This is a genomic window from Lactobacillus colini (assembly GCF_017874575.1).
Classification (GTDB): Bacteria; Bacillota; Bacilli; order Lactobacillales; family Lactobacillaceae; genus Lactobacillus; species Lactobacillus colini.
On sequence record NZ_JAGGLU010000011.1, the window covers coordinates 17,473 to 39,525 of the forward strand.

The 22,053-nt window shown below is 34.7% G+C and carries 23 protein-coding genes and 2 tRNA genes; 20 read left to right on the top strand and 5 right to left on the bottom strand.

Annotation, left to right across the window (positions count from 1 at the left end; all coding sequences use genetic code 11):
- Positions 1-21 precede the first annotated feature (21 nt).
- From tsaB to J2Z60_RS08520, 7 genes are all read left to right on the top strand, one after another.
- On the top strand, positions 22-759 hold the full coding sequence (gene tsaB, locus J2Z60_RS08490) for a tRNA (adenosine(37)-N6)-threonylcarbamoyltransferase complex dimerization subunit type 1 TsaB (RefSeq protein ID WP_209687270.1): 738 nt from the start codon (positions 22-24) through the stop codon (positions 757-759).
- Complete coding sequence (gene rimI / locus J2Z60_RS08495) at positions 743-1,297, top strand: ribosomal protein S18-alanine N-acetyltransferase (protein WP_209687326.1); 555 nt, start codon at positions 743-745, stop codon at positions 1,295-1,297. Before tsaB ends, rimI begins: the two co-directional genes overlap by 17 nt.
- Positions 1,294-2,340 carry a tRNA (adenosine(37)-N6)-threonylcarbamoyltransferase complex transferase subunit TsaD gene (gene tsaD / locus J2Z60_RS08500; protein ID WP_209687271.1) on the top strand — a complete coding sequence of 349 codons (1,047 nt, stop codon included), beginning with the start codon at positions 1,294-1,296 and terminating at the stop codon, positions 2,338-2,340. The genes rimI and tsaD overlap by 4 nt, the downstream gene beginning before the upstream one ends.
- Positions 2,341-2,374: 34 nt before the next feature.
- Positions 2,375-3,232, top strand: a complete 858-nt coding sequence (locus J2Z60_RS08505) for a MurR/RpiR family transcriptional regulator (RefSeq protein ID WP_209687272.1) — start codon at positions 2,375-2,377, stop codon at positions 3,230-3,232.
- A 140-nt stretch (positions 3,233-3,372) separates the two neighbouring features.
- A complete protein-coding gene (locus tag J2Z60_RS08510; RefSeq protein WP_209687273.1) occupies positions 3,373-5,229 on the top strand; it encodes a beta-glucoside-specific PTS transporter subunit IIABC in 1,857 nt (618 codons plus the stop codon).
- Positions 5,230-5,233: 4 nt separating this feature from the next.
- Positions 5,234-6,670, top strand: coding sequence for a glycoside hydrolase family 1 protein (locus J2Z60_RS08515; RefSeq protein ID WP_245328773.1), 1,437 nt, complete (start codon positions 5,234-5,236; stop codon positions 6,668-6,670).
- A complete protein-coding gene (locus J2Z60_RS08520) occupies positions 6,670-7,452 on the top strand; it encodes a sulfite exporter TauE/SafE family protein (RefSeq protein WP_209687274.1) in 783 nt (260 codons plus the stop codon). The genes J2Z60_RS08515 and J2Z60_RS08520 overlap by 1 nt, the downstream gene beginning before the upstream one ends.
- Before the next feature lie 106 nt (positions 7,453-7,558).
- Here the strand turns inward: J2Z60_RS08520 and J2Z60_RS08525 are convergent, their stop codons facing one another.
- On the bottom strand, positions 7,559-8,551 hold the full coding sequence (locus J2Z60_RS08525) for a GMP reductase (protein WP_209687275.1): 993 nt from the start codon (positions 8,549-8,551) through the stop codon (positions 7,559-7,561).
- A 194-nt stretch (positions 8,552-8,745) separates the two neighbouring features.
- On the opposite strand from J2Z60_RS08525, the gene J2Z60_RS08530 reads away from it, so the two are divergent.
- Entirely contained in the window at positions 8,746-10,035 is a 1,290-nt protein-coding gene (locus J2Z60_RS08530) for an adenylosuccinate synthase (RefSeq protein WP_209687276.1), read from the top strand.
- Between the two features lie 3 nt (positions 10,036-10,038).
- The gene (gene purB / locus J2Z60_RS08535; RefSeq protein WP_209687277.1) at positions 10,039-11,334 is read left to right on the top strand and encodes an adenylosuccinate lyase; all 1,296 of its coding nucleotides are present in this window, start codon (positions 10,039-10,041) and stop codon (positions 11,332-11,334) included.
- Positions 11,335-11,450: 116 nt separating this feature from the next.
- Here purB and J2Z60_RS08540 read toward each other — a convergent pair whose 3' ends face one another.
- Positions 11,451-11,786 carry a type II toxin-antitoxin system HicB family antitoxin gene (locus tag J2Z60_RS08540; protein WP_209687278.1) on the bottom strand — a complete coding sequence of 112 codons (336 nt, stop codon included), beginning with the start codon at positions 11,784-11,786 and terminating at the stop codon, positions 11,451-11,453.
- Complete coding sequence (locus J2Z60_RS10935) at positions 11,786-12,025, bottom strand: type II toxin-antitoxin system HicA family toxin (protein ID WP_209687328.1); 240 nt, start codon at positions 12,023-12,025, stop codon at positions 11,786-11,788. The genes J2Z60_RS08540 and J2Z60_RS10935 overlap by 1 nt, the downstream gene beginning before the upstream one ends.
- Positions 12,026-12,198: 173 nt before the next feature.
- Here J2Z60_RS10935 and J2Z60_RS08550 point away from each other — a divergent pair.
- Both J2Z60_RS08550 and J2Z60_RS08555 read left to right on the top strand, forming a co-directional pair.
- Positions 12,199-12,270: transfer RNA gene (locus J2Z60_RS08550), tRNA-Glu, on the top strand.
- Between the two features lie 5 nt (positions 12,271-12,275).
- A tRNA-Val gene (locus J2Z60_RS08555) sits at positions 12,276-12,348 on the top strand.
- Between the two features lie 66 nt (positions 12,349-12,414).
- Here the strand turns inward: J2Z60_RS08555 and J2Z60_RS08560 are convergent.
- Positions 12,415-12,594, bottom strand: coding sequence for a hypothetical protein (locus J2Z60_RS08560; protein ID WP_209687279.1), 180 nt, complete (start codon positions 12,592-12,594; stop codon positions 12,415-12,417).
- A 350-nt stretch (positions 12,595-12,944) separates the two neighbouring features.
- Positions 12,945-14,870, bottom strand: coding sequence for an ABC-F family ATP-binding cassette domain-containing protein (locus J2Z60_RS08565; protein WP_209687280.1), 1,926 nt, complete (start codon positions 14,868-14,870; stop codon positions 12,945-12,947).
- 195 nt (positions 14,871-15,065) lie between these two features.
- On the opposite strand from J2Z60_RS08565, the gene J2Z60_RS08570 reads away from it, so the two are divergent.
- The 9 genes from J2Z60_RS08570 to J2Z60_RS08610 all read left to right on the top strand — a co-directional run bounded on the left by J2Z60_RS08570 (position 15,066) and on the right by J2Z60_RS08610 (position 21,874).
- Complete coding sequence (locus tag J2Z60_RS08570) at positions 15,066-15,704, top strand: redox-sensing transcriptional repressor Rex (protein WP_209687281.1); 639 nt, start codon at positions 15,066-15,068, stop codon at positions 15,702-15,704.
- A gap of 135 nt (positions 15,705-15,839) precedes the next feature.
- Positions 15,840-16,595: a LiaF transmembrane domain-containing protein gene (locus J2Z60_RS08575; RefSeq protein ID WP_209687282.1), complete on the top strand. Its 756-nt coding sequence runs from the start codon at positions 15,840-15,842 to the stop codon at positions 16,593-16,595.
- 196 nt (positions 16,596-16,791) lie between these two features.
- Positions 16,792-17,076, top strand: a complete 285-nt coding sequence (gene groES / locus J2Z60_RS08580; protein WP_209687283.1) for a co-chaperone GroES — start codon at positions 16,792-16,794, stop codon at positions 17,074-17,076.
- A gap of 29 nt (positions 17,077-17,105) precedes the next feature.
- The gene (groL, locus tag J2Z60_RS08585; protein WP_209687284.1) at positions 17,106-18,737 is read left to right on the top strand and encodes a chaperonin GroEL; all 1,632 of its coding nucleotides are present in this window, start codon (positions 17,106-17,108) and stop codon (positions 18,735-18,737) included.
- Positions 18,738-18,860: 123 nt separating this feature from the next.
- On the top strand, positions 18,861-19,043 hold the full coding sequence (locus tag J2Z60_RS08590) for a hypothetical protein (protein ID WP_209687285.1): 183 nt from the start codon (positions 18,861-18,863) through the stop codon (positions 19,041-19,043).
- 89 nt (positions 19,044-19,132) lie between these two features.
- Positions 19,133-19,951, top strand: a complete 819-nt coding sequence (locus J2Z60_RS08595; protein WP_209687286.1) for a helix-turn-helix domain-containing protein — start codon at positions 19,133-19,135, stop codon at positions 19,949-19,951.
- A gap of 151 nt (positions 19,952-20,102) precedes the next feature.
- On the top strand, positions 20,103-20,357 hold the full coding sequence (locus J2Z60_RS08600; protein WP_209687287.1) for a hypothetical protein: 255 nt from the start codon (positions 20,103-20,105) through the stop codon (positions 20,355-20,357).
- A 15-nt stretch (positions 20,358-20,372) separates the two neighbouring features.
- The gene (locus tag J2Z60_RS08605) at positions 20,373-21,161 is read left to right on the top strand and encodes a hypothetical protein (RefSeq protein ID WP_245328774.1); all 789 of its coding nucleotides are present in this window, start codon (positions 20,373-20,375) and stop codon (positions 21,159-21,161) included.
- On the top strand, positions 21,161-21,874 hold the full coding sequence (locus J2Z60_RS08610) for an AAA family ATPase (protein WP_209687288.1): 714 nt from the start codon (positions 21,161-21,163) through the stop codon (positions 21,872-21,874). Before J2Z60_RS08605 ends, J2Z60_RS08610 begins: the two co-directional genes overlap by 1 nt.
- The last annotated feature ends 179 nt before the right edge of the window (positions 21,875-22,053 follow it).

Below are 22,053 nucleotides of genomic sequence, written 5' to 3' on the forward strand. Positions count from 1 at the left end.
TTAAAAAACGAGGGAACTCACTTGAAGATATTGAGTATTACAACTGCAACTAATCATTTAAGTGTTGCAATAAATGATGATAAGCAAGTTATTGCTGAAAAAAACGAAGTTGATCAGCGTAACCATAGTGAACATTTAGATCCATTGATTAGTGAAATTTTAAAAGAAAATAATTTAACTTTAAATGATATTGATCGCTTCGCAGTAGCACAAGGTCCGGGTTCATATACAGGACTTAGGATTGGAATTACTACTGCTAAGATGTTTGCGTCAATTTTAGATAAAGATTTAGTAGGTGTTTCAACCTTAGCTAGCTTAGCCCAAGGCGTGGATGCTGGAGATAGCATTATTGTTGCCGAACTTGATGCTAGGAATGATAATTTCTTTGCCGGTGGGTATGTAAAGGACGATAATGGTGTCAAGAATGTAGTTGCGGACGGTCATTACCATATTGACGATTTACTTAATAAGGTTAAGGCTGCTGCTGGCAACAAGAAAGTTATCTTTGTTGGTAGTGACATAGATAAGTATCAAGATCAGATTACGAGTATCTGGCCTGAGATTAATTATCAACAAGCACCAGCTGGAGCTAATCAAGTTCATGCAGCTAATATTGGTTTGTTAGCACTTGATAGTGAAGCAATTGATCCAGATAAGATGGTGCCAAAGTATTTACGTCGTACACAAGCAGAGTTAGATTGGCATAAGAAAACAGGTAAAGCGTATGGTCCGGATAGTGACTATGTGGAAGAAGTTTAATAATTTTTTACATCCTGCAGAATTAGATTTGAACTTTGAGGAATTGGCCTTTAAGGTTAATGGTTACCTATTAAATATAATGCAAGCCAATGAAGCGCATATTAGTGATGTGATTGAATTGGAGCGAGAAGTATATTATGGTAAGACACCTTGGAATAAGCGGGCCTTTGAGTCGGAGTTGAGTAAGCACAATACGATTTATTTAGTGGTTTATAATGGCGCTGGATTAGTGGCATTTGCAGGGATGCGGATGCAAGGCCAAGAAGGTCACATTACTAATATTGCTGTTAAGCCAATGTTTCAGAGATTAGGGATTGGTACTTACTTATTAAAGCTTTTGACTGAAATTGCTTATAAGAATCGGGCTGTGCAGATGACGCTTGAGGTCAGGACTGATAACCGCCAAGCTCGGAGTGTATACCAGAAGTTTGGCTTTGTACCTAATTTTGTTAGGAAGAACTATTATATTTCAGAACATGCAGATGCGCTGAGCATGATAAAGAGGATAACAGACGAAGAACAGGAAGAAGTAAATTGACAAAAAAAGATATACGTATCTTAGCTTTTGAAAGTTCATGTGATGAAACTTCAACTGCCGTAATAAAAAATGGACGTGAAATTGAAAGCTTAATAGTTGCAACTCAAATTAAGAGCCACCAGCGCTTCGGTGGTGTTGTACCAGAAGTAGCTAGTCGACACCATATTGAAGTTATTACCCAAATTACTAAAGAAGCATTGGCTGAGGCTCATACAAGTTGGAAGGATATTGACGCAATTGCTGTAACTTACGGTCCGGGCTTAGTTGGCGCATTACTGATAGGTGTCAGTGCTGCAAAGGCAGCTTCAATGGCAACGGGTCTTCCATTAATTGGGGTGGATCATATTATGGGTCACATTATGGCTGCCCAGCTAAAAGATGAAATCGAATATCCAGCTCTAGCTTTACAAGTATCTGGTGGGCATACTGAAATCGTCTTGATAAAGGATCCAATTCATTTTGAGATTATTGGTGATACTCGTGATGATGCAGCTGGTGAGGCATATGACAAGATTGGTCGTGTCTTAGGGGTGAATTATCCTGCTGGTAAAACAATTGATGAATGGGCACACAAGGGTCAAGATACCTTCCACTTCCCAAGGGCAATGATGGAAGATGATGACTATGATTTTTCATTTTCAGGGTTGAAGAGTGCTTTTATTAATACTTGCCATCATGCTGACCAAATTCATGAAAAGTTAGATAAGTATGATTTAGCAGCAAGCTTTCAGGCTTCAGTAGTTGATGTCTTGTCACATAAGACAATTCGAGCAATTAAAGAATATAAGCCTAAGACCTTTATCTTAGGTGGTGGTGTAGCTGCTAATAGAGGCTTACGTGAGCGCTTAAGTAAAGAGATAGAACAACTGCCAGCAGATATTAAGCCTAAGGTAATCTTACCTGACTTGAAGTTATGTGGTGATAATGCAGCAATGATTGGTGCAGCCGCATATAACTTATATCAAGCAGGTATATTCAGTGATGAGCATTTAAATGCAGATCCTTCACTTGAATTGCCTTATGCAGAAAGAATGTTGCAGTAGGCTTTAGGTATTGAATATGCTAATTCTAGATTGGTTGAATAAGCAAGAAAATTTTTCAAAAACTGAAAAGTTTATTGCTAATAAGATTTTAGAAAATAAAGTTAATTGGAAAACTACCAGTGCTAGAACTATTGCTAGTCAACTTTTTATTGCTCCTTCGACGCTTTCTAGATTTTGTCAAAAAGCTGGTTACAAGGGCTTTATTGATTTTAGAGTTAGCCTTTTAAAAGAGTTAGATTATATAGAAAATCAAGAAAAAGATATAAATCCTAATTTACCTTTTGAGTATGTTGATAATGCGTTTGAAATATCTAAAAAGATTGAACAACTTTATACAAATACTGTTAGAAATACATATTCATTATTAAAGACAATAGATCTTGAAAAGGTAAGTAGTTATATTAACAAATATAACACGATTTGTCTGTTCTCTCTGGGAAATACTGGACCATTGTATAATTTTGAAAAGAAAATGATCCGGATAGGTAAGCAAGTTTTAGTAACTCAAGCAGCTGATGATGTGTTTTATTATGGAAACTATCACAGTGAAGATTGGTTATTTATTTTGGTATCTTATTCCGGTGAAACGCCAAGTATGTTAAGAGTAGCTAGCTTTTTGAAGCAACGAGGCGCAAGTACATTAGGCATAAGTTCTTTTGGTGATAATTCATTAGAAAGTATTGTAAGCTATTCTTTAAGATTAGCAACAGGAGAGAATCTAAGAGATAATTTTGGAGATTTTAGTGTCAATATTTCTGAAAATTATATTTTTGATGTACTATATTCTCTATGCTTCTCGAAAAACTTTGTGAAGAATTATCATAATAAGGTAGATATTGCTAGAGAATATGAAAAAAAGCGTATTTCTAATAATAAACTGCTAAAAGACTAATTATATAAGCAACAGTGTTGCGGAATTTATTTGTAGGTATGAGTAAATTCTGCAACACTGTTTTTGTTTATCTCTATTTCATTAACTTAGTGTTCGAATTTACAGATAATTAAATTATCAAGAAAAAGGAGGACACAGTAATGAATTGGGATACATTGGCAAAAAATATTATAGATGCTGTGGGTGGTCCGTCTAATATAAAGAATGCCACTCATTGTGCTACTAGGTTAAGACTTACTCTTTATGATGACAGTAAAGCCCAGCAAGAAAAGATTGGTAACTTTGAAAAGGTGCTGGGCGTAGTTAATCAAGGTGGTCAATTACAAATAATTATTGGTAATGATGTACCAGTTCTTTATGACAGCTTTATTAACATTTATCAAAACGGAAGCAGTAGTAATCAAGAAGAGCAAGATGAAAAAAGTAAATCAACACCGAAAAAAGGATTATCTGATGTTTTAGATATTATATCTGGAATATTTATTCCGGTTATTCCTGCTATGGCAGGGGCAGGACTGTTAAAAGCATTTTTAATAGTCATATCAATGCTAGGGCTGATTTCTAAAACAAGTCAAACATTTTTAATATTGAATTTTGTTAGCGACACAGCATTTTATTTTTTACCGATTTTACTAGCACATTCAGCTTCGGTAAAGCTAAACACTAATCCATATCTTTCTATGGTAATAGGTGCCATGTTGATAAATCCTGTGTTTATACAAATGGTACAGCAAGCCGTTAAAACACATAGTCTAATTAAATTATTTGGCTTGCCTGTTACCCCTACTAACTATAGCTCATCTGTAGTTCCAGTACTTTTAGCAATTTGGGTGATGTCATATATTGAACCAACGGTAAATAAACTATTACCTAAAGTTTTAAGGTTAATGTTTACGCCATTGATTGTATTAGTCATTATGACCCCTTTAACCTTTATAGTTATTGCACCAATTGGTGCTTGGCTAGGTGATGGATTAGCAAATATAATTGCATGGATAAACAATTATGCAGGATGGAGTATCCCGCTAATTATCGGAGCCTTATCTCCTCTATTAGTTATGACTGGGATGCACTATGCATTGATTTCTGTTGCTATAAATAACTTAGCTAAAGTAGGCTGGGAAAATCTTGTAGGTCCGGGAATGTTAGTATCTAATATTGCTCAAGGTGGGGCAGTTTTAGCGGTAGCAACTAGAACTAAAGATAAGAAACTCAAGGCTTTAGGTATCTCTACGGGACTTTCAGCCATCTTAGGAATTACTGAGCCAGCTTTATACGGAATTAACTTACGTTATCGTAGACCGTTAATATCAGCAATGATAGGTGGTGGACTAGGTGGATTATTCCTAGGAATTATGGGAATTCGGCGTTTTCAACAAGTTCCACCTAGTTTATTAGCTCTACCTAGTTTTATTGGAAATAGTATTAGTAATTTATGGTTTGCAATTATTGGTGTTGTAATTGCCTTTGTTGCTTCGTATGTTATTCAGTTATTTTTAGGATTACCTAAAGAATTAAGACCAGAAGCTGATAAGGTCAAACAACAAATTATAATAGATGCACCATTAGCCGGCGAGATTGAGAAGCTATCAGATGTTAATGATGTTGTATTCTCACAAGAAATGCTGGGCAAAGGCATAGCTATTTTTCCAAAAGATGGCAAGGTATATTCACCAATTAAAGGTGAAGTTCGAGTATTTAATTCTGATACTAAGCATGCGATTGGAATATCTGGAGATAATGGGGTTGACCTCTTAATACATTGTGGATTAGACACTGTGAAGCTAAACGGTGAGGGATTTACCGGACATATTAAACAAGGCGATAAAGTAAAGCGCGGAGATCTTTTATTAGAGATGGACTACAAGCTTATATCTTCTCAAGGTTATGATCCAATTACAATGGTATTAGTTACGAATCACGATAAATTTAATACTGTTCAATGCATTGCTCATGAAGATGTAAGAGCGCTAGATAAGCTATTAAAAGTTGAGTAGGAGGATGAAAATTACAATGAGCATATTTCCTGAAAATTTTTTATGGGGAGGATCAACTTCAGCAGAGCAAATCGAAGGTGCATATTTAACTGATAATAAATTACTAAGCACAGCAGATATGATGACACTAGCTAAAAAGGGAAAAAGTCGGGAGATAACTACTGCTATTGAAGAGAAAAAATTTTATCCAACACATAAGGCGATTGATTTTTATCATCATTATAGGGATGATATTAAGTTATTTGCTGAAATGGGATTTAGTTCTTATCGGTTTTCAATTGCTTGGACGCGTATCTTTCCTCATGGGGATGATAATTCACCAAATATAGTAGGACTTAAATTCTATGATGAAGTAGTAAATTTATGTTTAAAATATAAAATAACACCTATTGTAACTTTGCAACATTTCGATACACCAATGGGATTGCAAAAATATGGCTTCTGGGAAAGTAGAAAAGTTGTAGATTTTTACATAAAATTTGCGACTACTGTTTTGAAACATTTTAAGGGAAGAGTAAAATATTGGCTTACTTTTAATGAAATAAATAATATGACAACTATGCCCTGGAATGCTGGTGGTATTAGCTTAAATGCTAATCAGGATACGAAGGAATTTGCCGCATATCATCAATTATTAGCTAGCGCAAAAGTAGTGAAGATAGCTCATCAAATTGATTCAGGTAATAAAGTTGGCATGATGTATAACGGTCATTTTTCTTACCCTGCTACTTCTAATCCTAAAGATATAATCGGTAATCAAGAATTTCAAAAGAAATTATTATTTTATGCGGATGTTCAAGCCAGGGGATATTATCCAAGTTATAAATTAAAAGAGCTAGAGAGAAATAATATAAAATTACCAATTAAGTCTGGGGATATAACTAGCCTAAAAGAAGGGAAAGTAGATTTTATATCTTTTAGTTACTACCTAACTCATGTTTGTGGAGCAAAAACTAAAGGAGTAATTAAAGGCTTAAATGGATTGGACACAGGCTACACTAATCCTTATCTTTCTAAGTCTGAATGGGGATGGCCAATTGATCCAGAAGGCCTTAGATATGGTTTAAACCTTCTATATGATAGGTATCAATTACCTTTAATGATTGTGGAAAATGGCTTAGGCTCTGAAGATAAGGTTGTAGATGGTCAAATACATGATCCATATCGTATTAAATATATAAGAGAGCATCTATTACAATTAGAAAAGGCGATTAATTACGATGGAGTTGAGGTACTAGGTTATCTAACTTGGGGACCAATTGACTTAGTTTCTGCAAGTACCGGTGAGATGAAAAAAAGATACGGATTTATTTACGTAGATGTAGATAACTTAGGCCAAGGAACATTTGCCAGATTGAGAAAAGATTCATTTTATTGGTATAAAAAAGTTATTCAAACTAATGGCAATTATTTAATTACTGAAAAAAGAGGTGATTGTTAATGCAATTAATACTATTTATAGTTGCAATAATTGCCTGCATTATCGGTGCTGTAGCGGGTGTAGGCGGAGGTATTGTTTTAAAAGTATTCTATGATTTAGTAGATGCAGGAAATGTATTAACAATTGGCTTTTATTCAACAATCTTAGTATTCGTTATGTGTATAGTTTCAGTCTTTAAACAGATAAAGCACGGATTTAAATTCGATTGGGCATTTTTGGTATCAATTTCGTTTGGATCGATTATGGGCGGATACGTAGGAAACTTAGGTCTTAATTGGGCAGATTCTATATTTACTGAAACTAAATTAAAACTTATTCAATCAGTGTTATTGCTAATTTCCCTCATTTTTTTAACAATTTATACTAAAAAGAGCTCTACCAATAATAAACGACCAAACTACAATTGGCTAGCAGCACTATTTCTTGGAGTATTTTTAGGAGCAACTTCCATTTTTCTAGCTATTGGTGGAGGACCACTAAATGTATCTCTTTTAGTAATAATATTCCATTTTACTATGAAACAATCTGCCGTTTATTCCATAGCAACAGTATTTTTCTCCCAAATAACTAAGCTAATTTCAATTATTATTGAAGGACAGTTTATGAATTTTAATACTACAATGATCCCCTTATTAATAGTTGCAGGAATAATTGGTGGTTATATAGGTACTATTTGGAACCAAAAAATATCATCATCAAAATTAGAAAGTATTTATACAGTTTTTATGATTGGTCTAATTTTGTTAACGGGTTTTAACACTTTAAGATTTATAATGGCTTAATTACTTGAATTGCCTTATGCAGAAAGAATGTTGAATTAAAATTAAACTATACAAAAATCTCTAGAATTTCCTTGAATAATACAGGATATTCTAGAGATTTTTTAGTTTATTTATCGCCGTCTAAGATTGAAGACTTAACAATTACATAATCAACTAAGCGAATAGAATTCAAGTCACGTCCGCCAGCATAAGAAATGGAGGATTGCAGATCTTCTTGCATCTCACGGAGAGTATCCTTGATAGAACCACGATATGGCACTAACATTTGCTTGCCTTCAACGTTCTTATAAGCACCTTTTTGAACTTCAGATGCAGATCCCCAATACTGTTTATAACTCTTGCCGTCGATATCAATTACATGGCCTGGAGATTCTTCATGGCCTGCAAGAAGCGAACCAATCATGACCATTGAAGCACCGAAGCGGATGGACTTAGCGATATCACCATTATGCCGGATGCCACCATCTGCGATTAATGGCTTACTTGCTGCCTTAGCACACATTCTTAAGGCAGCTAATTGCCAGCCACCAGTCCCAAAGCCAGTCTTTAACTTGGTAATGCATGCTCTACCAGGTCCGACACCAACCTTAGTTGCATCAGCACCAGCATTCTCTAATTCGCGAACAGCTTCTGGCGTAGCGATATTACCAGCAGTGACGAAAGAATCAGGGAGTTTATCTTTAATATAGTGGATCATCTTGATTACGTAGTCAGAATGTCCATGAGCAACATCAATTGTAATGTATTCTGGAACTAAATTCTGCTTAACTAAAGAATCAATAAAATCGTATTCTTCATCCTTAATCCCAACGGAGATAGAGGCAAACAGGCCTTTTTCATGCATTATCTTGATAAAGTGAGCCCGCTCTTGTGGCTGGAAGCGGTGCATAACATAATAGTAGTCATGTTCTGCTAGCCAAATAGCTAATTCTTCATCAATAACACTTTCCATGTTAGCTGGAACAACTGGTATCTTGAATGTTCGGCTTCCGAATTTAACGCTAGTATCAGCTTCCTTACGGCTCTTAATGATGCACTTGTTAGGAACTAATTGGATATCATCATAATCAAAGGCTTCCATACTGAAATAATTACTCACAAATTTTACCTCGCTAATTTTTAATCACAGATACTAATATACGGTGTTTTTAATAAAAGTCAAGCTTAAATGTGAATAATTATTAATATATTATTTTAAAATGTTCGTAAATTATCTTGACTAAACCATATACTGTTGTTAAACTTAATTTCGGTTTTAAGATATTAAATAATTTTTTTATGAGGTGAACTTAAATGACAGCAGTTGCAGTTGTAGGTAGCCAATGGGGCGATGAAGGTAAGGGTAAGATTACCGACTTTTTAAGTAAGGATGCGACTATGGCAGTCCGCTCGAATGGTGGTAACAATGCTGGTCATACTATTGAGATAGATGGTAAGGACTTTAAGATGCGGTTAATTCCATCTGGTATTTTTGCTGCTAGCAAGGGTGCAGTAATTGGTAATGGAGTAGTTATCAATCCTGAGGTTATGTTTGAAGAGCTAGATAATCTTGAAAACAACGGCATTGATACCAGTAAGTTGAGAATTTCTAATCGTGCTCACATCATTATGCCTTATGATATTAAGCAAGATGAATATCAAGAAGAAGCTAAGGGAGCTAATAAGATTGGGACTACTAAGAATGGTATTGGACCAACTTATATGGATAAGGCTTCTAGAATTGGAATTAGGGTATGCGATTTATTAGAAAGGGATACCTTTGAAGAGAAGTTACATGCTAATTTAGAAGTTAAGAATAAGTTATTTACTGAGGTTTATGGTAAGCCTGCACTTAAGTTTGAAGATATTTTTGATAAGTATTATGAATATGGTCAGAGAATGAAGAAGTACGTTACTGATACTTCAGTCTTAGTTAATGATGCTCTAGATAACGGTGAGAAGGTACTTTTTGAAGGGGCACAGGGAACAATGCTTGATATTGATGAGGGTACTTATCCATTTGTTACTTCATCTAATACTATCTCTGGTGGAATTGCTTCAGGTATTGGTATGGGTGCTAATCGCTTAAATACGGTTATTGGGGTCTGCAAGGCTTATACTACCCGTGTTGGTGCTGGTCCATTTCCAACTGAATTATTGGATGAAGTCGGTGACCGTATTCGTGAAACTGCGCATGAATATGGGACTGTAACTGGCCGTCCACGTCGAGTAGGTTGGTTCGATTCTGTTGCTTTGCGCCATGCTAAGCGTGTATCAGGTATGACTGGATTAAGCTTGAACTTACTTGATATTTTTTCAGGGTTTGATACAGTTAAGATTGCTACTAGCTACAAGCTTGATGGCGAAGAGATTGATTACTATCCAGCTAGCTTGAAGGAATTGTATCGCTGTGAACCTGTTTATGAAGAACTTCCAGCTTGGCAAGAGGATATTACTAATGTTAAGAAGTATGAAGATCTGCCAGAGAATGCTAAGAAGTTCTTGAAGAGAATTGAAGAAGTAACAGGCTTGCCATTAGTGACAGTTTCTGTTGGACCAGATCGCCAGCAAACTATTGTATTAAAGAATCCATGGGAAATGTAATATATGTTAGAACGTTATACTCGTCCAGAAATGGGCAAAGTTTGGACAGATGAGAATAAATATAATGCTTGGTTAAAGGTGGAGATTGCAGCAACTAATGCTTGGGCAGAATTAGGTGAAGTTCCAGTTGAAGATGCTCAAAAAATCGCTAAAAATGCAAGATTCACTGCTGAGCGCGTTGCAGAGCTTGAAGCAATTACCCACCATGATGTTGTAGCTTTTACACGGACGGTCTCTGAAAGCTTAGGTGATGAAAAGAAGTGGGTACACTTCGGCCTAACTTCAACTGACGTAGTTGATACTGCACAAGGTGTGTTACTTAAGCAGGCTGATGACATCATTAGAAAAGATCTAGCCGAACTTAAAACGACCATTGCTGAAAAAGCCTTAAAATATAAGAATACTGTTATGATGGGACGTACGCATGGCGTCCAAGCAGAGCCGACAACTTTTGGGCTTAAGTTAGCGCGTTGGTATACTGAACTTGAACGTGATATTGAGCGTTTTGAACATGCAGCTAAGGGCGCAGAATCAGGTAAAATATCTGGTGCGGTTGGAACATTTGCCAATGTGCCACCTGAAGTTGAAACTAGTGTATTGCAACAATTAGGCTTGACTCAGCAGCCAATTACTTCGCAAGTTTTGCCAAGAGATTTACATGCGGAATACATTGCAATGCTCGCCTTAATCGCTACTAGCATTGAGAACTGGGCAACTGAGATTAGATCGCTTCAGCGCAGTGAAATTCATGAAGTTGAAGAACACTTCCGCCCCGGTCAAAAAGGCTCTTCTGCAATGCCGCATAAGCGCAATCCAATTGGTTGTGAGAATCTATGTGGAATGGCTCGAGTGGTTAGGGGTCATGTGATTACCGCTTATGAGGATGTATCCCTTTGGCATGAGCGTGACATCTCTCATTCAAGTGCAGAAAGGGTAATCTTGCCAGACACAACGATTGCAATTGACTATATGCTTCATCGCTTTAATCGAATTTTGAAGAATTTGGACGTCTTTCCTGATACGATGCTTAAGAATATGGAGCGTACTTATGGCTTGATTTATTCGCAGAGGGTGCTTTTGAAGTTAATTGATGAAGCAGGTCTTTCTAGAGAGCAAGCTTATGATATGGTTCAAAAGCTAACTGCGCAATCTTGGAATGAGCAGAAGCAATTTAAACCTTTAGTAGAAAATAGTGAGATCATGAACTATCTCTCGCAAGCAGATATTGATGATGCCTTTGATTATCATTATCATTTGCGTCATGTTGATGAGATCTTTAAGAAGTGTGGATTAGAATAAAGAAAAAAAGTAGCTATATGTCAGCTTGGTGCTGTATAGCTACTTTTTGTATTTAAAAATAAGTCATAAACTAGATAAATATTACGTATTCTTAGTTTCTTTAAGACCCATATTAATCAAGAATGCAAGTAATTATTTAGAGCTTCACCGATAAACTTATTTAGTGTTTCGCCCTTTGCTTCAGCGGCTAATGCTAAATCGCGATGAAGTTCAGGTGTAATTCTAATATTAAATATGCCTTTATATGATTTTTGTGGGGTTATCCCATTAGTTTTGCAGTCAGTAAGATATTCATTTACCACACCATGAAAATCTTCCTCTAAGTCTTTAATAGTTTCACCTTCATATGAGAGTAAACCATTAATACCTACTACTTTTCCATGAAGTATCTCATCTTCTAATGAATATTCGACTGTACCGTAATAACCTTTATATTCCATTAGCTTTTTCATTAAATTTCATCTCCAATAACATTCAAGATGTCACGTACTTGATATTGCAATAAAGTTTTTCTTGGATGAGGACGATGCATATAGATCATCTTACCAGTTTTGTAATTGATGAACTTTATCCTTGATCCGCTTGTCTTACCTTTATTGCTCTCTGTATATCCTAATGATTTTAATAAACCGACTATTTCATCAAAAGATATATTATTGGAACCAGCTTTTATTTTTTGATAGTTTTTTATGTCCTATAATAGTTCTTCTTAATATGTAACTACTTTTGGTTACGATTATTTAATCATATAAATTAAAACGATACTACTATAGAAAAATAAATTCGACTTTTTTACAAAAAAAGCTTGCATTTTTATTCAATAGTCTGTATTATAAATAGATGTGTTAAGGATAAGTCGAATATGACCCGTTGGTCAAGTGGTTAAGACACCGCCCTTTCACGGCGGTAACATGGGTTCAAATCCCGTACGGGTCACTTTTGGAGGATTAGCTCAGCTGGGAGAGCATCTGCCTTACAAGCAGGAGGTCACAGGTTCGAACCCTGTATCCTCCATAACACAAGACTAGTGACTTCGGTTGCTAGTCTTTTTTTGTAGTTTTGCAATTTTTACAAAGATTTTTACTTTTTTTGGTGAAATATAGCTATTAATATCAAAACAATTAATGCCAAAATAGTAATTCCAAATGAATTAACTAGGGCATCTGTAATACTTTTATTTTTGATAAAAAAATATATGAAATTTGCCAAGAAAATACTAAAACCACTGATGAATGTTAAGAATATATTTTCTTTTTTCATTGATTAAAATCGCCTCTTTTTCTATTTATTAATTCATAATACCAATAAATAAAATTTAAATAAACGCTTACATTTTACTTTTTAGTAGCATTCTTTTAATGTCCTACAATATAATTACTTTACGATCAAGCTCAGGATTACTACAAGGAGCTAAAAAAGTATCATGTACCAGCAGAGATTTATATTCCAGCAATTAGCTCAGGTAAGGCAGTTCATGGCTACATGATTAATCAGCCTAAGAGTAAATTTGCTAGGATTTATAATGAACGTAAGTATAAATTTTTAGAGCAGGTTGAGTAAGTAAAAAAAGAACTAAGTACTGCAGTTCGTACATACTTAGTTCTTTTTTACTATTCAAAATTATCTAGTGCATCAATAGCATCTTCCCAATCATTATTTGCTTGGTCAAGGCTTTCTTGAACAGCAGATAGTTGTTCTTGCAGTGGTCCTAGTTTTTCAAAGGAAGCTGCAATATCTGGGTTTGCCATTTCAGTTTGAATTTCTTTTTCTTGCTTTTCTAATTCTTCGATTTTCTTTTCAGCGTCTTGGATAGCACGCTCTAATTTTCTCTTTTGTGAATCACGTACTTTTTGTTCTTGATAGGATAACTTGCCCTTGTTGGTATTATCTACTGCAGGTTCAGTGTTATTAGCTGTATTAACTTGGACAGCTGATGCCTGTTGTTTAGCCTTTTCATCAAGATAGTATGAATAGTTCCCTTCATAGATCTTAGCGTGACCATTGCGAACAGAAACAATCTTATTAGCTAATTGATTAATGAAGTAACGGTCGTGAGATACGAATAATAAGGTACCATCATAGTTATTTAGAGCCTGCTCAAGAACTTCCTTAGCTTCAATATCTAAGTGGTTAGTAGGTTCGTCCATTAGTAAGAAGTTATCCTTTTCAAGTGAAAGGACTGTCAATGTCAATCGAGCTTTCTGCCCACCTGAAAGCTGTGCCACAGTCTTATCAATATCTTTGGCTGTGAATAAGAAGCTAGCTAGAATTGATCTAACATCACGTTCAGGCATAGTTTTATGACGATCCCAAATTGTATCTAAGACAGTCTTAGTAGAATCAAGACCTTGTAATTCTTGGTCATAATAACCAATATCAAGGCTAGCACCATACTTGATTGAGCCTGACTTAGGTGCAAGCTGCTTCATTAGGGTCTTAAGCAGGGTGGATTTACCAATACCATTAGGTCCAATAATTGCGACGCGGTCTCCTTTATTAACTTGGAAGCTAATATTGGAAACCATCGTCTTGTCGGGGTAGCCAATATCCAAGTCTTTTAGAATTAGAACTTCTTTACCTGAGGGACGCTCACTTTGGAAGTTGATCTTTACCTTAGTCTTGTGCTTGGGTGGAGTAATACGCTCCATTTTTTCTAATTTTTTACGACGGCTTTGAGCTCTCTTAGTGGTAGAGGCACGAACTAGATTCTTTTGGATAAATTCTTCTTCTTTTTTGATTTGTTCTTGTTGTTTCTCATAAGCAGCTTCTTGTTGAGCACTCATCAATTCGCGCTCTTGAGTATATTGAGTATAATTACCCTTGAATGTAGTTAGCTTGCCAAAGTTTAATTCAAAGATTTCATTAGCTAAATGATCTAAGAAGTATTGGTCGTGAGACACGGTAACAATTGCGCCCTTATAATTCTTAAGAAATGCCTCTAACCAATCTAAGGTATCTAAGTCTAGATAGTTAGTAGGCTCGTCAAGTAAGAGTAGGGGTGGCTTTTGTAAGAGTAGTTTTACAAAGGCAAGGCGTGTTTTTTCACCACCAGACAGGGTGCCAATAATCTTACTCCAAGTATCTTCATTGAACTTGAAGCCGTTTAAGACACTCTTGATTTCAGCTTGATAAGTAAAGCCGCCCTGTTGTTCAAAGTCATAAGCGAATTGGTCATAACGCTTAAGCAATTCTTGATCCTCAGGATTATCAGCAATTTGTTGTTGCATTTGCATGATTTGATTATTTTTTTGGATTAAATCATCAAAGACAGTTAACATTTCATCCCAGATAGTCTTAGCTTCATCTAAGTCATTCTCCTGAGCAATGTAGCCAACATCAATTCCCTTATTAATGGTAAAAGCACCACTAGTCGGTTCTTGTTGACCGGTCATAATTTTTAATAAAGTAGTCTTGCCGGCACCATTAGGACCAACAAGACCAATTCTAGCGTTATCAGGAATTGAAAAGCTAATTCCTGAAAAAATAGTGTTTGCCCCGAAGTGTTGTTCGAGGTTCTGTGCTTGTGCAATTATCATAATTAATCTTCTCTCCTAGCAATCATTGTACCATAGGCTTTTATTCCTAAAAATAATGTATCTTGTGAAAAAATGTAAAAATTATTCTCATTGTGAAAGAATAACTTGATTTTATTACTATAAAATGCGTATCATTATGGTAATTAGTAAATTAATTCACATTCACAAGCTTTACTTAGAATAGAAGGTTTTTTTATGGAAGAGATAAAGATCCCCAGAGCAACGGCTAAGCGCTTGCCATTATATTACCGTTACTTGATTTTTTTAAATGATGAAGGTAAGGAGAAGGTATCTTCAACTGAACTAGCAGAAGCTGTTCAAGTTGATAGTGCTTCAATTCGCCGTGACTTTTCTTATTTCGGTGCTTTGGGTAAGCGGGGATATGGTTATGATGTTAAGAACTTGCTGGATTTTTTCAAGAAGATTCTTAACCAAGATACCCTAACTAATGTAGCGCTAGTTGGCGTTGGTAATATGGGACATGCTTTGCTTAATTATAACTTTAAGCGAACTAACAATATTAGAATTTCTGCAGCGTTTGATATTAATCCTGAGATTACAGGGACAATTATGAGTGGTGTTCCAGTGTATGATATGAGCGACATGAAGATGCAATTGCGTGAACAACAGATTACAATTGCTATCCTCTGTGTGCCCCAAAGTGCTGCTCAAAAGACTGCTGATGAGATGGTTGATGCGGGAATTAAGGGAATTATGAACTTTACCCCACTTCGCATTTCTGCACCAGCAGATGTTAGAATTCAGAATGTTGACTTAGCTACAGAATTACAAACTCTGATCTATTTCTTAGATTCAGATAAAAAAGATAGTTAAGTCCCCAACGACCATGGAAGTTATTTTCTGAGGTCGTTTTTTTTAAAATTATCATTTTAACTAGATTTTAATTTAAAAATAATGTTTAATAAAAGTAAGACAATAAGACTCAGTTCTAGAAAGAAGGTCATGAAAATGAAGAGAAAGAATATAAGCAGAATTTTGTGGGGAATAGGCTTTTTGCTAGCGGGAATCTTCTTACTATTGGAGCAATTACATCTGATAAGTTTGAATCTTAGCCTATGGACTATTATTTGGACAATTATTTTTGCAGCTTTAGGGGTTAGTTCTATTGCTAATAAAAATATCTTTGGATCAGTATTTTCAATTGCATTTTTAGTAATTGTTTATGCCAAGCCTCTTCATATTACTAAACTAGTGCCGTGGACGATCTTATTAGTGGCCTTATTAATTAGCATCGGTTTAAGTATTATCTTTAAGAAAAGTATTGTTGAAAATGAAATAATTGTAAATGGTAAGAGAGTAGACTGGAAAGATGTTAGGCCTGAGCCTTTTCATGCACAGGAAGTAATATCGCAGACAAGCAAGACTGAAACCGGTGAAGAGGTAGTTATTAGCCAGAAGTTGTCGGATACTTCCCGCTATATTCGCTCGCAGAATTTGCATAGTGTGACAATTAATTCCTTTGTTGGGGATGCAGAGATATATCTTAACCATGCTAAGGCCGCTGGTGAAAGTGTAATATTTAATATTAATGCTTCTATAGGTGATATTGATATTTACTTGCCGAATAGTTGGCAAATTGTAAATGAATTAGATTCTACTTTTGGTAATATTGATTACTTTGGTCATTCAAGTGAGACAGGTACTAAGTTAATCTTACGAGGTAGTAAGAAGGTTGGCGATTTGGGAATTCACTTTGTTGAATAGTGATTATAAATTCTTAAGCACGTAATCCTTGATGTTGCGTGCTTTTTTAGCACTTAAAGTAAAAAAGTGCTAAATTTTTAGTTAAAATGCTTGCAATAATTTCTAAAACAAGGTACTATCGTAATTGTAAGTTAGCACTCAAGGTAAATAAGTGCTAAAGATTTAATATATTGTATACAAACAGGAGGGACTAAACGTGTTACAACCAATCGGTGATCGCGTGATCGTTAAAGTTAAAGACGAAGAAGAAGAAAAAGTTGGGGGCATTGTCCTGGCTTCTAACGCTAAGGAAAAGCCTCAAGAAGGTGAAGTTGTTGCTGTCGGCGAAGGCGCTCGTGCAGTTAACGGCGAAATTATTCCTATGTCAGTAGCTAAAGGAGAAAAGGTATTCTTCGAAAAGTATTCTGGCACTAACATTAATTACGAAGGTGAGAAGTACTTAGTACTTCACGAAAAAGACATTTTAGCTGTCGTTAAGTAATAAATTGTAGATAAAAGGTGGCATTAAATATGGCAAAAGAAATAAAGTTTTCAGAAAAAGCAAGACACTCATTGTTAAAGGGTGTAGATAAGTTGGCTGATACTGTTAAAACAACTTTAGGACCTAAGGGTAGAAATGTTGTTTTGGAAAAGAGTTATGGTGCTCCTGATATTACTAACGATGGTGTAACTATTGCTAAGAATATCGAATTAAAGGACCACTTCGAAAACATGGGCGCAAAGCTTGTTTCTGAAGTTGCTCAAAAGACTAACGATATTGCTGGTGATGGTACCACTACTGCTACTGTATTGGCACAAGCAATCGTTCGTGAAGGTATGAAGAATGTTACTGCCGGTGCTAACCCTGTGGGCATTCGCCGTGGTATTGAAACAGCAACTAAGGCTGCTGTTGATGAATTACACAAGATTAGCCACGAAGTTTCTACTAAAGATGAAATTGCTCAAGTAGCTTCTGTATCTTCTGCTTCTAAAGAAGTTGGTAATTTGATTGCTGACGCTATGGAAAAGGTTGGCAACGACGGTGTAATTACTATTGAAGAATCAAAGGGTATTAACACTGAATTATCAGTAGTTGAAGGTATGCAATTTGACCGTGGTTACCTATCACAATACATGGTAACTGACAACGACAAGATGGAAGCTGACTTAGATAATCCTTACATCTTAATTACCGACAAGAAGATTTCTAATATTCAAGATATTCTTCCATTATTACAAGAAATCGTTCAACAAGGTAAGAGCTTATTGATTATTGCTGATGATGTTGACGGTGAAGCTCTTCCAACACTTGTATTGAACAAGATTCGTGGTACTTTCAACGTTGTTGCTGTTAAGGCTCCTGGATTCGGTGACCGTCGTAAGGCTATGCTTGAAGATATCGCAATCTTAACTGGTGGTACTGTAATTTCTTCAGACTTAGGTCTTGAATTAAAGGATACTAAGATTGACCAATTAGGTAGCGCAGGCAAGGTAACTATTACTAAGGATTCAACTACTATTGTTGAAGGTTCTGGTTCTAAGGATGCTATTGCAGAACGTGTTGACCAAATTAAGAAGCAAATTGCAGATACTACTTCGGACTTTGATCGTGAAAAATTGCAAGAACGTCTTGCAAAACTTGCTGGTGGTGTTGCCGTAATTAAGGTCGGTGCTGCTACTGAAACTGAATTGAAGGAAAAGAAGTACAGAATCGAAGATGCTTTGAATGCAACTCGTGCTGCTGTTGAAGAAGGCTATGTAGCTGGTGGTGGTACCGCATTAGTTGACGTTAAGAAGGCTATTGAAGATAGTGTAAAGGGCGACAGTGAAGATGCTGAAACAGGTGTTAAGATTGTAATGAAGGCCTTAGCTGCACCTGTACGCCAAATTGCTGAAAACGCAGGTCAAGATGGCTCAGTAATCTTAGACCACTTAGAACATGAAGATCCAGAAGTTGGTTACAATGCTGCAACTGATAAGTGGGAGAACATGGTTGCTGCTGGTATTATTGACCCAACTAAGGTAACTCGTTCAGCTCTTCAAAACGCTGCTTCCATCGCTGCATTGTTGTTAACTACTGAAGCTGTAGTTGCTGATGAACCGGATGATGGCAATAACGCAGCTCCGGCTGCTCCAAACCCAGGTATGGGCATGGGTATGTAGTTTAATACCAAATAATAGTTTATTAAAAAGATCGCTACGGCGGTCTTTTTTTAGTGGATAAATAACTTGACAAAGAAATTCTTTGTAATAAGCTTTTATAGTATCAAGAAAGGAGTTCTAGTAATGAATAAAGTTATGGTTTCAGGGATTATTTTGCTAGTATCATTCATAATTTTAGTTTGGGATATAGTTCTTGCACTTAAACTTCCATGGCTATGGTTAGCTGTAATTGGAATGATTGCAGTAACTTATGGAATTTATGATTGGCATATGGGAATTATTCACAATTATAAAAAAGCAAAATAATTGTAGTAGGTAGTAGGCGTTTGTAAAAAAGCGCCTTTTTTCATAGAGATTTTAATTAATTGAATTCTTAAAGATAAGAAGATAGAAGAATGGACCAGATAAATATTGGCAAATATTTATGTCAAGAACGCAAGAAGAGAAAATTAACGCAGAAGGAATTTTGTCAGGGAGTAATATCCGTTTCTCAATATTCTCGGGTAGAGAGTGAGGAACAAGACTTACGTGCGACTACTTTTTTAAAGTTATTACAACTTAATAGGATAGATATAAATATTTTCTTAAATCAAGAAGATAAGAAGCATAGTGAATCTTCAGAAGAGGAGGAATTACATAGACTAGCTATTGCTTTTTATAGTCGAGATCTTAAAAAAGTTGAAAAAATTAAAACAGAAGCTATGAAAAATGATGCCAATGGTATTGTTTTTCTGGATGCAGTTCTAATAGAAAATGTCTTAAAAAATAGAATTGAAAAAACAGATTCAAAAATAATAGAAAAGTTATCTAAAAAATTAAGCGAGGCTGATAACTGGAATACTAATAAAGTTTTTCTGCAAATGCTTGGAAGTTCAATGATGCTTTTTAGTATAGCAAGACTAAATATATACATGAAAAGTATATTGAAGAAATACACTAAAGAAATAAATCAGTATTCATTTGAAATACAGCGAAGAATAGGGTCTATCTGTATAAACTACTTAAATAGAATTTATAAAGAAAAAAATACATATCTTCTAAAGCCAACATTGGAATTATTAGATAAAATGTCACCTATCCCGGATTTATTAATGTATAAATTATTAGGCAAGTACTTTGAAGCATTGTTTACTATGAATAAAGTGGAAGCCAATAGTATCAAAGAGCTTTTATGTAAATCTGGATATGAAAAATTTGTTATAAATTTACCTTAAATAATTTTGCAAATTTGCAAATTTTAACAATTTTACTATTATTCGATATATAATTTAAACAATCTTTAAGAGGGAAGGCGATAATAAAGATGATTATATTAACTTCTTCAGTATTACCACAATTTAATTAATAACACGAAAGGATGATATTATGAACAACGTTGAATTACTAGGTAATGGTCAAGAAGCTTCGATTGACTCAAATTTACTAAAGAGTAGTCACAAGTCTAGAGGATCATTTATTAGCCGTAATGATGAAAATATAGGTGACTCTTTTGGAATTGAAATGGAACCACAGGAAAATGGGGATCTTCTTATAGAAGAAGGACACTTCCATTTACCAAAAGCTTGTTGTTGCTGTGTATCAATTTCAACAGGTGCAGCTGGACTTAAAGAGAGAAAGTAATGAAAGGAAGAGCTGATGAGTATAACTATGAAACCAAGTATAGTTTACATGTCAGCTCTTTTGGTAGATAGTATGGAGCTATTTTTTAAAACAAGATCTTTTATTAAGTTTTACGCTGAATTAGCGATTGATAATAAAATGAACTTAATATTTACATTGGTTTTTCCTATTGTTTATCAATTGATAAGTGTAAAAGCATCTCAGATTTTTACAATTGATGATTTTATTAAAGTAAGTATACCTATGATTGCCTATATTATTGTTTCGACAGCATTAAATGGTGTAACAATGTCAATAATTGCAACACGTAATAGTGGATATATAAAGGCGTACTATTATGCAAGTGGGAGTAAATGGGCAATTTATCTAGCTAATCTATTAGTTCAACTAGTAATAGTAGTGTTAGAGAATATAGTATTTATTTTAGGGTTAATGATACTTTATAATTTTTATTCATTAAGATTATTAATCTGTCTGATTTTAATGAATATAATAACTTTCCCAGTAGTATCAATGGGATTTAATATTTTGTTTTTATTTCCAATAAGACAATCTAGTTTATCTATTTTGGCGACTTCTCTTTTGATTGGTTTTTTAATTTTATTTAATATAAACGTTCCTAATTTCCTAGAAGTGATAAAGTTAATCAATCTATATGTCTTTATAAGCTTTGTTTTACAACAACTAATTACTCCCGATTTTAAGATAGGCATGTATTTAATTACTATTACAAGTGTTTATTTGTCTATAGGAATTTTGGGTTATCAACATTTTAAGCTACAGGATCGAGGACGTGAGGACTAATGATTGAATTAAAAGATGTAACTGTTGCATACGATGAGAAAAAAGTTTTAGATTGTTTCACAGGTAATTTTGAATTTGGAAGATTAAATGTTTTAATCGGAAAAAATGGAATCGGTAAAAGTACTTTATTAGATGTTATTAGTCACTTAACACAAGTCGATGCTGGTGTTTTAAAAAATATACCAAAAGCTAGTAAGATAATGTATATGTTTCAGAATACTCCATTTAATACTAATGTAACGGTTAAGCAATTGTTTAACATGTACAGATCATTTAGTAAGGTAACTACTTTTAAATATTACGATATAAGTAATATGGATATTTTCTTTGAAAAAAATATTTTACCTATTTTTAATAGAAATTTAGGTAGCTTATCTGGTGGGGAAAGCAAATTAATATTTACCTATGTATCAGCTATGGTATTAAAAGAACTATATTTATTTGACGAGCCCTTATCTGGAGTAGATATTGAAAATCGGACAAAAATAATTGAACTATTGGGTAGTCTGGGGAAACATGTACCAGTGATCATGACCTCTCATGAAATTGAAGTTTTTAAAGGTACAGATAGTATTTTAAAATATATCTCTCCTAAAGGATTCTTATTTACAGGTACATATGAGCAATTAATTAAACAATACGGTCCTACATCTGAAGATGCATTTCTTAATTTGACTAGGAAAATGAAAAATTATGACGACTATGTTTGTTAATGAAATATACTAACTCAGTGCTAGATGATTATTTGAAAGAATAGTTATCTAGCGCTTTTATTTTTTAAGCATAGAAGTAATAATATAGAGCACTACAATACTGAGATCAGATAATTCTGTCTATTTTTAAAATAGCAATTTTTTGTAGCAATGATACTGTCATATTCACTTCGATTTTC